At 42.3% G+C, this 12,817-nt stretch carries 10 protein-coding genes; all 10 read left to right on the top strand.

Annotated features, from left to right (window positions below; genetic code table 11):
- The first annotated feature begins 13 nt into the window (after window positions 1–13).
- Window positions 14–1,279 carry an adenosylhomocysteinase gene (locus NV379_RS04595; protein ID WP_258206077.1) on the top strand — a complete coding sequence of 422 codons (1,266 nt, stop codon included), beginning with the start codon at window positions 14–16 and terminating at the stop codon, window positions 1,277–1,279.
- A gap of 173 nt (window positions 1,280–1,452) precedes the next feature.
- Complete coding sequence (locus tag NV379_RS04590; RefSeq protein WP_258206076.1) at window positions 1,453–2,517, top strand: DUF4349 domain-containing protein; 1,065 nt, start codon at window positions 1,453–1,455, stop codon at window positions 2,515–2,517.
- Between the two features lie 134 nt (window positions 2,518–2,651).
- The gene (mraZ, locus tag NV379_RS04585) at window positions 2,652–3,089 is read left to right on the top strand and encodes a division/cell wall cluster transcriptional repressor MraZ (RefSeq protein WP_258206075.1); all 438 of its coding nucleotides are present in this window, start codon (window positions 2,652–2,654) and stop codon (window positions 3,087–3,089) included.
- 38 nt (window positions 3,090–3,127) lie between these two features.
- Entirely contained in the window at window positions 3,128–4,078 is a 951-nt protein-coding gene (gene rsmH, locus NV379_RS04580; RefSeq protein WP_258206074.1) for a 16S rRNA (cytosine(1402)-N(4))-methyltransferase RsmH, read from the top strand.
- 31 nt (window positions 4,079–4,109) lie between these two features.
- Window positions 4,110–4,571 (top strand): septum formation initiator family protein, encoded by a 462-nt coding sequence (locus NV379_RS04575; RefSeq protein ID WP_258206073.1) that lies wholly within the window; start codon window positions 4,110–4,112, stop codon window positions 4,569–4,571.
- 15 nt (window positions 4,572–4,586) lie between these two features.
- A complete protein-coding gene (locus NV379_RS04570; RefSeq protein WP_258206072.1) occupies window positions 4,587–6,824 on the top strand; it encodes a penicillin-binding transpeptidase domain-containing protein in 2,238 nt (745 codons plus the stop codon).
- Between the two features lie 91 nt (window positions 6,825–6,915).
- On the top strand, window positions 6,916–8,841 hold the full coding sequence (locus NV379_RS04565; protein ID WP_258206071.1) for a stage V sporulation protein D: 1,926 nt from the start codon (window positions 6,916–6,918) through the stop codon (window positions 8,839–8,841).
- Between the two features lie 106 nt (window positions 8,842–8,947).
- The gene (locus NV379_RS04560; protein ID WP_258206070.1) at window positions 8,948–10,432 is read left to right on the top strand and encodes a UDP-N-acetylmuramoyl-L-alanyl-D-glutamate--2,6-diaminopimelate ligase; all 1,485 of its coding nucleotides are present in this window, start codon (window positions 8,948–8,950) and stop codon (window positions 10,430–10,432) included.
- Window positions 10,432–11,814: a UDP-N-acetylmuramoyl-tripeptide--D-alanyl-D-alanine ligase gene (locus NV379_RS04555; protein WP_258206069.1), complete on the top strand. Its 1,383-nt coding sequence runs from the start codon at window positions 10,432–10,434 to the stop codon at window positions 11,812–11,814. Before NV379_RS04560 ends, NV379_RS04555 begins: the two co-directional genes overlap by 1 nt.
- A 40-nt stretch (window positions 11,815–11,854) precedes the next feature.
- Window positions 11,855–12,817 (top strand): phospho-N-acetylmuramoyl-pentapeptide-transferase, encoded by a 963-nt coding sequence (mraY, locus tag NV379_RS04550; protein WP_258206068.1) that lies wholly within the window; start codon window positions 11,855–11,857, stop codon window positions 12,815–12,817.

Below are 12,817 nucleotides of genomic sequence, written 5' to 3'. Positions count from 1 at the left end.
GGGGAATGTAGGGATGACAAGTGCAGCAAACAGTATCATCACAGATTTAGCTCTAGCACCAGAGGGACATCTTAAAATTGATTGGGTTCAAGCGCACATGCCAGTATTAAATCGGATTCGCGAAAGTTTCGAGAAGGAACTGCCGTTCAAAGGTTTAAAAGTGACGATTTCTCTTCATTTAGAAGCGAAAACGGCATATTTGGCAAAAGTCATCCAAGCAGGGGGAGCAGAAGTTACGATTACGGGCTCTAACCCGCTGTCTACACAAGATGATGTATGCGCAGCACTCGTAGAAGATGGAATTACAGTCTTTGCAAAATACAACCCAGACCCACAAGAATACAAAGAATTGCTCATTAAATCACTAGAAACACGGCCTGATCTTATCATTGATGATGGTGGAGATTTGGTGTCGATTCTGCATGCAGAGCGTACGGACCTTCTAGAAGGCGTTCGTGGTGGTGCAGAAGAGACAACAACAGGTATTCTACGTTTGAAGTCATTGGAAAAAGAGGGCAGCCTGAAATTCCCGATGGTTGCGGTAAATGATGCGTACTGCAAATATTTATTCGATAACCGTTATGGTACAGGTCAATCCGTATTCGATGGAATTAATCGTACGACAAACCTTGTTGTAGCAGGAAAAACGGTTGTTGTTGCTGGTTACGGCTGGTGCGGTAAAGGTGTTGCGATGCGTGCCAAAGGTCTTGGTGCAAAAGTCGTAGTTACGGAGATCGATTCCATCCGCGCAGTGGAAGCGTATATGGATGGTTTTGAAGTGATGTCCATGGATGACGCGGCTAAAGTGGGTGACTACTTCGTAACAGTTACGGGTAATCGTGACATTATTCGCGGTCAGCATTACAAAGTGATGAAGGACGGAGCGATCTTGTCCAACGCAGGTCACTTTGATGTCGAGATCAACAAGCCTGAGCTTGAAGCATTATCTACATCCAAACGCACTGTTCGTCGCAATATTGAAGAGTTCGTGCTTGTTGATGGACGTAAAGTGTATTTACTTGCAGAAGGTCGCTTAGTGAATTTGGCGGCAGGTGACGGGCATCCAGCTGAAATTATGGATATGACGTTCGCGCTTCAAGCGATGGGACTTAAATATATCAATGAGCAATATGAACAAGTAGGAAAGAAAGTTGTGAATGTACCTTATGAGCTAGATGAGCAGGTTGCACGCTTTAAGCTTGAGTCTTTGGGAATCGCAATTGATACACTAACTGCTGAACAAAAATTATATCTAGAATCTTGGGTAGAACACGAATAATTCACTTTCAATAATTGAACTTATCCTTTCATGATAACCTGTATTTGACCACGTAGTGTGGCGAATGCAGGTTTTTTATTTTTTTAATCGAATCCTCATAGCTAGGAAACATTTTCCAAAACTGTGCGTCTAGGAAAGTGTATTCCAATAAATAGAGAAGAGGGTCGATATTCATGCAAAGGTGGTTGAAAGTGTCATGGAGTAAAGGATTAATTGTGTTGATGGCGTTTCTAGTTCTTACTGCCTGTTCATCGCCAAAAGGAGCAATGGACAACACTTCAAGTAAGCAAGTGCAATCGAATTCAGGGGCAATGGCGGATTCCAACAGTGCAACTGCAAATGTTGTAGAAGCTGGAAAAACATCACTTGCGACACAGGCAAAGGAAGATCCATCACGTAAAATTATCTACAAGGCTAATCTAGAAATGCCTGTAAAAGACTATCGCAGCGCACAAGAGAAGCTTCGCCAGTTGATTAGCGCAAGCGGGGGCTACATTCTTGATTTTACAGAGAACACAACAAACAACCAGATCAGTGGCAGTTTTATTATCAAAATTGAAGCAGGGCAATTCGCTCCACTACTCGATCAATTGGAGACGATTAGTCCATCCATGCAGCGGAGTGTCAAAGGGGAAGACGTCAGTGAAGAGTATGTGGATCTGACAGCTAGATTAAAAGCGAAACAGACTGTGGAATCACGTTTGCTTAGTTTTATGGAAAAAGCTACGAAAAGCGATGAATTGCTTGCTTACTCGACAGAGTTGGGTAAAGTGCAAGAAGAAATAGAACGCATTAAAGGTAGAAAGAACTACTTGGATCAGAATGTCGCTTACTCGACGATTCAGCTTCAGATGTATCAGAATAACAATCCTGCACCGGTGAATCCAAATAAAGAGACGTTTGGTGGTGAGATTGCGAGTGCTTTTGGATCATCTGTTAAATCTGTTCTAGCTTTCTTTAAAAGCTTAGTTGTATTCCTGACGGCTATAATTCCAGCCCTTATTCCCCTTGCTATTATCCTTGTTCCAATCTGGATACTTGTTCGTAAGCGGCAAAAGCGTAAGGGAAAAGAATGGGATCTTCGTTACCAGAATCGATCCGAAGTATCTCTAAACCGAGCAGAAGAAATACAAGAAGAACCAATAGAGGGTCTACAAGATAATGATGACAAAGAATTAGATGAGAGAGAAACGAATAGCTCTGAAGTAGCACCAAATAACCCGAAAAAAGATAATTAAAAATTATCCAAATAAGACTAAAGAATGTTTTTTTGCAATCCTGCTTCCCAGAAGCAGGATTTTTTGTTTTAATGACGAAAGACTTTAAATGTGGTTTAAAGTGGTGAAAAGTGGGAGAAAGGGGGGCAAGCGAAATGTTCATGGGGGAATATCTTCATTCCATTGATGAAAAGGGACGCATTATTATTCCTGCCAAGTTTCGTGAAGCTCTCGGCGAATCCTTTATTGTCACTAGAGGTTTAGACCAATGTTTATTCGTATATCCACAGACAGAATGGACTGTACTCGAAGGAAAGCTTAAAGCTCTATCTTTAATGAAATCTGACGCCAGGGCTTTCACACGTTACTTTTTTTCAGGGGCAACAGAGTGTGAATTGGATAAACAAGGACGTATTAACTTACCTAACAATTTGATTGGACACGGGCAATTGGAAAAGGATTGTGCTATCATTGGAGTTTCCAATCGAGTGGAGATTTGGAATAAAGCAATCTGGGAAAACTATTTTCAGCAATCACAAAACGAATTTAATGAAATTGCCGAAAAGCTTGTTGACTTCAATTTTGACTTATAACATCACGCTTTTTACAAAAGCTTTTAGGAGGCATTACTTTGTTTCATCATATAACAGTTCTTAAAGAAGAAGCAGTAGAAGGATTAAATATTAACCCTAATGGGGTTTATGTCGATTGTACACTTGGCGGTGCGGGACACAGCTCTCTCATTGCATCGAAATTGGGACCTAATGGACTTCTTATTTCGATCGATCAAGATGATGTGGCATTAGCAAATGCGAAGAAAGTACTGACTCCCTATGAGGATCGCGTACAATTGGTGAAATCTAATTTCCGTATGCTAGAGTCGATTCTTATGACGATTCCGCGTGCAATGGAAACAGGCAAACCGCAAGTGGACGGGGTCTTGTTCGATCTTGGTGTATCTTCCCCTCAGCTTGACGAAGGAGATCGTGGTTTCTCCTATCACCAAGATGCTGAGCTTGATATGCGCATGGATCAGACAAGTGACTTAACAGCGAAACAAATTGTGAACGAGTGGCCGGCTGGTGAGCTTGTTCGAATTCTTTTTGCCTATGGAGAAGAAAAGTTCGCGAAGCGTATTACGTCAGCGATTATGGATGCACGGGCGAAGGGACCGATCGAGACTACGGGTCAACTTGTTGAACTTATTAAAGAGGGCATACCGGCAGCGGCACGCCGTACAGGCGGTCATCCAGCTAAGCGTAGTTTCCAAGCGCTACGTATTGCTGTAAATGACGAATTAGGTGCTTTTGAAGATGCATTAGAGCAGACGATACGTTGCTTAAAACCAGAGGGCAGAGCTTCTGTTATTACATTCCATTCCCTAGAAGATCGAATTTGCAAATTGGCTTTTGCTAGTCATGTCGCGAAATGTACATGCCCGCCAGATTTTCCTATATGCGTCTGTCAGAATGAGGGGGTACTAAAACTAGTTAATCGTAAACCAATTGTTCCAAGCGAAGAAGAGTTGGAACACAACCAAAGAGCACGTTCGGCGAAACTAAGAATAGCTGAAAAGCTTTAAATATTGAATTGTGAAAGGGGAGAGATGATAAATGGCGTATTATCAGGGGAATTTAGCACTTGATGAGAAAAAACGCCCGCAAAGGCGCAAAGAAGTGCCAAAAACTCGGACCAAAACAACGAAACAACAACAAACTTATCCATCACGTAAAACACAGCCTAGAGTTTCTTCGATCCCAACAAAGGTGAAATTGACTCGACTCGCTTGTGTAGCCTTGATCGCTATTGTTTCTGTTCTAGTTATGTGGCGATACACACAATTGTATCAAACAAGCTTGAGCATAAAGAAGACGCAGCAACAAATCAAAGCTTTGCATTCTGAAGTGAGTACGCTGAAACAACAAGTAGAAACATTACAAAGCCCAGAGAGACTACAGCAAAAGGCAGAGGAGCTTGGTTTTAGTCAATCTCATTCAAACGTAACTAAGACAACAACTGAGACTAACCAGAATAAAACGGGGAAACCCGCCAAACAAGGCACAACAAAGCCATAGGTGAGGTGAGGGGTAATGATTAAAAAAACACGAATTCGGACGCTATTAATTGGGGGGCTATTTACCCTCCTTTTTCTTTGTTTAGCAGGACGAATGTATTGGATTCAAGTCGTTCAGGCGTCTGATTGGCAGCAAAAAGCGGAAGAAAAGTGGAATGAGAATCAGATACTAAAACCAGATCGCGGTGCAATTGTAGATCGCAATGGAAAAGTACTGGCGGAAGATGTTCCAGCTTACACCATTTCGGTGAATCCAAAGTTAATTGATCAGAATGGGCATGGAGATGCCATCGTTAAGGGTTTAACGAGCATATTGAAGGATCCGAATGATAGCGGTGCGGAATTAGAAAGTAGAATACGCACAGCTGTGTCGAAGAAAAAAGAAGATGGAACTTTCTTACAAAATGTACCTATCAAAGAAGGTTCTCGCCTTAGTCGAGAAAAGCGAGATGAAGTTCAGAATTTAATTACGGAATTACAGAAAAAACAAAAACGCAAGCTTGATAATACAGGAATTGACATTACCGAAGAGAAGAAGCGGTATTATCCAGGTGGAACGCTTGCCGCTCATGTAATTGGTTACACGAATAAAGAGGATCAGCCCGTTCAAGGCTTAGAAAAGCTAATGAAAGATACGCTAATAGGCGTGCCTGGTCACTTAAAGACGCAAACCGATGGCAAAGGTGTTGAATTTATGAATGCCAAGGTCGATCTTAAGCCAGCGGTGAATGGGAAAACCGTTCGTACAACCATTGATCAGAACATCCAATTTTATATGGAAAATGCATTAAGCAAAATGTACGACAAGTGGCAGCCAAAAAGTATATCCGCGGTCGCTGCTGATCCGAAGACGATGGAAATTTTAGGTATGGCTTCTTACCCGAATTTCAATCCGAATGAATACTCAAAAGTGAAAAATATTGGGGATTTAAACAACATAACGGTTTCCGATCAATACGAACCCGGTTCTACATACAAAATTGTGACATTAGCCGGTGCAATTGAAGAAGGCGTATTTAATCCGGAAGATAAGTTTCAATCCGGATCGATTCAAGTACAAGGTAAGCCTGTATTTGATTGGAATCGTGTAGGCTGGGGACGCATCACGTACTTAGATGGACTCGAATATTCTTCTAACGTTGCCTTCGTTAAATTAGGTACGGAGAAGATGACACATGATAAATTGAAAGACTACATGTTAAAATTTGGTTTCGGTGTGAAGACCAATATCGACTTGCCTTCCGAAGTTAGCGGGTCTTTACCGATGAAATACCCGTCTGACTTTGCACGTTCTACTTTCGGACAAGGGGTATCGGTAAACACTGTTCAACAAGTTGCGGCTTTTGCGGCTATTGCCAATGGCGGTAATTTGATGAAGCCCCATGTCGTCAAGGACATCTTAGATAGCAAGACAGGTGAGGTTTTGCAAAGCTTCCAACCAGAAGTTATTCGTCGAGTGGTATCTGAAGCGACAGCTAAGAAAACGAGCGGTTACTTGGAGAATGTCGTGACAGGTAAGCACGGTACGGGTAAAACTGCAGCGATGGAAGGCTTCCGAGTTGCAGGTAAGACAGGTACAGCCAATAAGGTTATTGAAGGTAAAAGGGGATATGCGGAAAATGTATGGATCACATCATTCTGTGGTTATGTTCCAATTGAAGATCCGCAAGTCGTAATGTGTGTCATTGCCGATGAAGCCGTAAAGGACTACCATCAAGCGAAGGAAGTTGCACCAGTTGCATTTAAAGAAATCATGACACAGACAATGAAATATTTAGGGGTGAACTCTTCGAAAACTGTAATTAAGATGGATAAGAGTGAACCACTTCAATTCAAGGCACCAGATTTAAGCAACATGACCTTTGCAGAAGCGAAGGAAGCAGTAAAGAATAGCGGAATTGTACTCGAACAATTTGGTCAAGGGGACAAGATAGTAACCCAATTTCCAAGACCAGGTATGGATATTAGGGAATCTGAACATATGTATGTGGCGATGCAATCGACGAATACGATTAGTGTACCTGATCTAGCAGGGAAATCACTGCGTGAGGCGATGGAGATCACCTCATTCCTCGGTATTAATATTAAAGTGACAGGAGAGGGGTATGTTGCTTCACAGCGATTAGATGGAGAAGGTTCTGTACAAACATTAGTACTTGAACTAATGACACAAGAGGAACTTAAGAATAGACCTTCGCCATCACCATCACCGCCTCCAACGAACAAAGAAAATAAACCAAAATCGAAAAAATAGACGCTTGTCGTCCAAGCTTGTCATAACCCCTGTTTGTCCCGAATAGGCATGAAGAAAACGATCATGTCTTATGTAGGAAGGGGCTTCACTCATGAAAGCATCTGGGGTGACAGTTAGACGCCGATTATTCATTTCACTTATCGTTGGTACGGTTATATTCGCTGCATTGCTCTTTAGATTAGGTTATGTGCAGCTCTGGAAAGGGTCTGAGCTTTCGAAGATGGCAGAGGACACTTGGCGGAGGGACATTAAATTTGCGGCGAAACGTGGAGATATTGTAGATCGTAATGGGACGCAACTCACTTATGACATTACAACACCTTCCATTCTCGCCGTCCCTGCACAGCTAGGAGATGCGAAAGATACGGCAGCAAAGCTAGCAGCAGTTCTCGGTGGATCAGAAGAGACGATTTATAAACAAATCACGAAGAGGGCTATTTCCAACATGGTAACGCCCACTGGACGGAAGATTACGCAAGAGAAAGCGCAGGAGATTCGTAACTTAAAGTTACCTGGTATATTCGTAGCAGAGGATAGCAAGCGATTCTACCCACTAGGGAACCTAGCTTCGCATATTCTAGGCGTAACGGGGATTGACGGAGGGTTAACGGGTGTTGAGAAAAAATACCAAGATGGTCTAACTGGAATTAAAGGTTCCATCTCTTATCTTGCAGATGCTGTTGGCAGATCCATGCCAGGTTCAAGTGAGAAATATACACCGCCCAAAGACGGCATGACTCTACAACTAACAATGGACAGTCATCTGCAAGCCATTGTGGAGCGAGCGATGGATCAGACAATGGTTCAATATCAAGCACAAAATGTGATTGCACTAGTGATGGATCCTAATAATGGTGAAATATTGGCAATGGGATCACGTCCAACTTATGATCCTGCTAATTATCGGGAATCACCGACAGAGCTATTTAATCGTAATTTACCGATCTGGATGACTTATGAACCAGGGTCGACATTCAAGATTATTACGCTTGCAGCAGCCCTTCAGGAGAAGAAAGTGGATCTGAAGAATGAACGTTTCTATGACTCTGGTGTGATCGATGTGGCAGGTTCGAAGCTACATTGCTGGAAAAAGGGTGGACATGGTAGTGAAACCTTCTTGCAAGTTGTGGAAAATTCTTGTAATCCAGGATTTGTCGTTATGGGTGAGCGATTAGGTAAGGATACATTGTTCGATTACATCAATCGTTTCGGTTTTGGTAAGAAGACAGGAATTGATCTCGGCGGGGAAGCTAGCGGAATCTTGTTCAAGCCTTCTCAAGTGGGTCCTGTTGAACTTGCAACAACTGCTTTCGGACAAGGGGTCTCAGTCACTCCGATTCAACAGATCGCAGCAGTATCGGCTGCAATTAATGGTGGTAAATTGTTTAAACCACATATCGGTAAAGCATGGATTGATCCAAAAACGGGAAAAGCCTTTAAAGAGATGGAGCCAGAGCTAGTTCGTAACGTCATTAGCGAGGAAACGTCGAAGGAAGTTCGTGAAACACTGGAGAGTGTGGTTGCGAAAGGCACGGGGCGCAATGCGTTTATTGATGGCTATCGAGTAGGTGGCAAGACAGGTACTGCGCAGAAGGTTGTGAATGGTCGCTACTCACCAACAGAGCACATTGTATCCTTTATTGGATTTGCACCTGCAGATAATCCGAAACTTGTCGTCTACGCCGCGGTAGATAATCCGCAAGGATTGCAATTCGGGGGTTTGATTGCCGCTCCTCTTGTTAAGAGCATCATGGAAGATTCTCTTAAATATATGGGGATTGAGCCAAGCAAAAATCAGCTGACGAAAGATTACAAATTCGATGAGGTGCCGATCGTCGAAGTACCGAATCTTGTAGGTATGACGGTTACAGACATCTACGAAAATTTGAATCAAAATTTCAACTTGGCGAAATCCGGAGAGGGAAATACCGTTATTTCTCAAGTGCCAGAAGCTGGTACTAGAGTAGACCGTGGGTCAACGATTCGTGTATACTTATCTAATCAAAACAGCAATTAATGATTCAAGTTAATTTTGCTGGAAAAATGTACATACTAGTGCATATACTATATATTTTTAAGAAAAATCATTCTTAATAACATGCACTAGAACTTGGAGGAATGGTATGCAACTCTCGGAATTAGCTCAAACACTTGTGATTAGTCAACTTATAGGAGACTCATCAACATGCATCAATGGCATCCAAACCGATTCACGTCAAGTGAAACAAGGGGATTTATTTATTTGTATTCCAGGCTTTGTCCATGATGGACATGATTATGCCGATAAGGTTATCGATGCTGGTGCAGTAGCACTTGTAACAGAGCGTTTACTCAATGTTTCAGTCCCACAATTGATTGTGAAGGATGCGCGCCATGCAATGGCCGTTCTTTCAAGTCATTACTATAACTATCCAAGTATAGAGATGAAAGTCATTGGAATTACGGGCACGAATGGAAAAACGACGACTAGCTTTTTAGTTGAAAAAATATTAAGTGATGCTGGTTACCAGACAGGTCTCATGGGTACCATTCAGATGAAAATTGGTGACCAGTATACAGAGATGGAACGTACAACGAAAGAAGCGCTTGAGATTCAAAAGTCCATGCGATTGATGCGTGACGTGAATACGGATTATTGCATTATGGAAGTGTCTTCCCACGCACTAGAATTAGGTCGTGTGAAAGGCATTCAATTCCGCTCAGGCTTGTTTACTAATTTAACCCAAGATCATCTGGATTATCATAAAACGATGGACAATTACCTTGCTGCGAAGACGTTATTATTTGGTCGAATGAATAACGTATTCTGCGCAGATCCGGCGAAACGCCAATTTGCCATTCTAAATGGAGATGATCCAGCTTCTGAGAAAATGGGCAATGCGACTGCTGCACAAGTCATTACGTACGGGATTGATAACGATTGTGATGTTCGTGCAACTGACATTCGCATTACATCAAGCGGTACTGCATTTACGGTACATACGTTTGCAGGTCAAGCGCAAATCAGCATGAAACTCGTCGGTAAATTCAACGTATATAATGCACTTTGTGCGATTGCCTCAACTTTAGTGGAAGGTGTGCCCCTTCTTGAGATTAAGCATAGCTTAGAGAATGTGAGTGTTGTGGACGGTCGGATGGAAGTTGTTGATCAAGGACAGGATTTCGCCGTACTCGTTGACTATGCGCATACACCTGACGGCTTGCGAAATGCATTATCTACGATTCAAGAATTTGCGGAAGGCAAAGTCATCACGGTGTTCGGTTGTGGCGGCGATCGTGATCGGAAGAAGCGTCCGATTATGGGGAAAGTAACAGCTGAATTAAGCGATTATTTGTATGTAACATCGGATAATCCTCGGACTGAGGACCCCAATCAGATATTGGCTGATATCGTTCCAGGGCTAATGGATGCGAACTTATCCTCCGATCAGTATGAGTTAATTGTGGATCGCAAAGCGGCGATACAGAAGGCTATTGCCGAGGCAGGCCCCAAAGATGTAGTATTGATAGCGGGTAAAGGACATGAGACTTATCAGGATATCAACGGAGTCAAACATGATTTTGACGATCGCGTGATTGCAAGAGAAGCGATAAGGAGCAAAGTCTAATGATAAATCGTACATTAAGTGAAATCGTGAACATGTCAGGCGGGTCAGCAACAAATGTTGAGCCTGACTTGCGTATAAATGGTTTCTCAACAGATACACGCACGATTGAGCCGGGTGTCTTATACATTCCGCTCATTGGTGCGAACTTTGACGGTCATTATTACGTCAAAGATGCTATAGCCAAAGGAGCAGTTGCTTCATTTTGGCAGAACGATCATGCGAATCCACCAGCAGATTGTAATTTGATCTTTGTTGAGGATACGTTACAGGCGATGCAGCAGCTTGCTAACAGCTATCGCAATCAGCTGAATGTCAAGATTGTTGGTATTACTGGCAGTAATGGCAAGACGACGACAAAGGATCTAGTGGCATCTGTTCTGAGTACGTCGTTTAACGTACATAAGACAATTGGCAATTTAAACAATCACTTTGGTGTACCGATGACCTTATTATCCCTTAAAGAAGATACAGAAGTAGCGGTTCTTGAGATGGGGATGAGTGATCGTGGTGAGATTGAATTGCTGTCTAAGCTTGCTGAACCAGACATTGCAATTATTACGATGATTGGCGATTCTCATATGCTACAGCTTGGTTCTCGCAAAGAGATTGCAAGAGCAAAAGTAGAGATTATTGAAGGATTGCGCCTTGGTGGTACATTTATTTATTATGGAGATGAACCTCTTATTGAAGAAGTGCTAGAGGAGCTAAATGCTAAGTCTCGTAACATGAATAATATTCGCTTTGGTGTTCAAGAAGATAATGAGTATTATCCACAGCACATTCAAATGCAAGAAAGCGGTACTTCGTTTAAAGTAGGTACGCTTGCGAATGCAACTTTATATATTCCACTACTTGGAGCGCATAATGTAACGAATGCTTTGGCTGCAATCGCAGTTGCCAAAGCCCTTGGTGTGTCTGATGAGAAGATTACTGAAGGTTTATCTTCAGTACAAATGACGAGTATGCGTATTGAGAAGCTACAAGCTCAAAGTGGACTTACGGTACTTAATGACGCATACAATGCGAGTCCTGCATCTATGAAAGCGGCGATTACACTGCTTCATGAGCTTAATGGATATAATCGTAAGTTTATTGTTCTTGGTGATATGTTGGAACTTGGACCGGATGAAGAAGAATATCATCATCAAATCGGTACACTCTTACAGCCTGAACGTCTTGCAGGAGTATTCACATATGGTGCTCTAAGTCATCATATTGCCGAAGGAGCAAGAGCAAATTTTGCCGATCAGCTTGTTCATGAATTTACGAATAAAGAAGAGTTGATTGCAAATTTGAGAGGAATCGTAGAGCCAAACGATGTTGTGTTAGTCAAAGGTTCACGAGGAATGAAGCTAGAGCAAGTTGTACAATCATTACTATAAATCTTATTATTTTTCATTGGTTTTTTAGGAGGAGCACATCGTGGAATTGAAAGTCGTTTTATTTACCTTGGGAACTGCATTTATCTTATCGATTATTATGGGACCTTTATTCATCCCGCTTTTGCGCAGGTTGAAATTCGGTCAGACCATTCGTGAGGACGGTCCGCAAGGGCATCTCAAGAAACAAGGGACGCCAACGATGGGCGGCATTATTATTATGCTTGCTTTATCTATTGCTGCACTGCAATTCTCTGATAAAACGATGTCATTCTTCGTGTTGATTATTGCTACACTGGGTTATGGTTTAGTCGGATTTTTAGATGATTATATCAAGATCGTGTTTAAGCGTTCACTCGGTTTAACAGCTAGACAGAAGCTGATTGGACAACTGCTTGTATCGGCAATCGTCTGTGTGCTGCTCGTATCGATGGGGCATTCCACAGAGATTAGTATTCCACTTATCGATGTTAAGTTTAATCTAGGTTGGTTCTACTTCCCGATTATGGTGTTCGTCATGTTAGGAGCTACGAATGCTGTTAACTTAACAGATGGACTTGATGGCTTGTTAGCAGGAACGAGTGCAATTGCATTTGGTGCATATACGATTATTGCGATGAATAACACGCAACCGGAAGTTGCGATTTTTGCAAGTGCAATGGTTGGTGCAGTTCTTGGATTCTTGGTCTTTAATGCGCATCCAGCTAAAGTATTCATGGGTGATACAGGATCACTTGGTATTGGTGGCGGACTCGTAGCTGCAGCGATTTTAACGAAAGCAGAAGTGTTGCTCGCTATTATTGGATTTGTATTCTTGATGGAAGTAATGTCTGTAGTGATTCAGGTCATTTCTTTTAAAACGACGGGTAAGCGTGTGTTCAAAATGAGTCCTATCCATCATCACTTTGAATTGGTAGGATGGTCAGAGTGGCGTGTGGTCATTACGTTCTGGACCATTGGACTTATCGCGGCAGCGTGTGGATTATACATTAATGAGGTGTTGTAA

It is taken from the genome of Paenibacillus radicibacter (assembly GCF_024721995.1).
Classification (GTDB): Bacteria; Bacillota; Bacilli; order Paenibacillales; family NBRC-103111; genus Paenibacillus_AM; species Paenibacillus_AM radicibacter.
Note: the sequence above shows the minus strand (reverse complement) of the source record. Positions and strands in the feature narration are given on the sequence as shown.

What these genes read in the sequence shown, in the direction of transcription:
- NV379_RS04555 (WP_258206069.1), top strand. Translation starts at nt 10,432, where the DNA reads ATGATAAATCGTACATTAAGTGAAATCGTGAACATGTCAGGCGGGTCA.
- NV379_RS04575 (WP_258206073.1), top strand. Translation starts at nt 4,110, where the DNA reads ATGGCGTATTATCAGGGGAATTTAGCACTTGATGAGAAAAAACGCCCG.
- mraZ (WP_258206075.1), top strand. Translation starts at nt 2,652, where the DNA reads ATGTTCATGGGGGAATATCTTCATTCCATTGATGAAAAGGGACGCATT.
- NV379_RS04570 (WP_258206072.1), top strand. Translation starts at nt 4,587, where the DNA reads ATGATTAAAAAAACACGAATTCGGACGCTATTAATTGGGGGGCTATTT.
- NV379_RS04595 (WP_258206077.1), top strand. Translation starts at nt 14, where the DNA reads ATGACAAGTGCAGCAAACAGTATCATCACAGATTTAGCTCTAGCACCA.
- NV379_RS04565 (WP_258206071.1), top strand. Translation starts at nt 6,916, where the DNA reads ATGAAAGCATCTGGGGTGACAGTTAGACGCCGATTATTCATTTCACTT.
- NV379_RS04590 (WP_258206076.1), top strand. Translation starts at nt 1,453, where the DNA reads ATGCAAAGGTGGTTGAAAGTGTCATGGAGTAAAGGATTAATTGTGTTG.
- NV379_RS04560 (WP_258206070.1), top strand. Translation starts at nt 8,948, where the DNA reads ATGCAACTCTCGGAATTAGCTCAAACACTTGTGATTAGTCAACTTATA.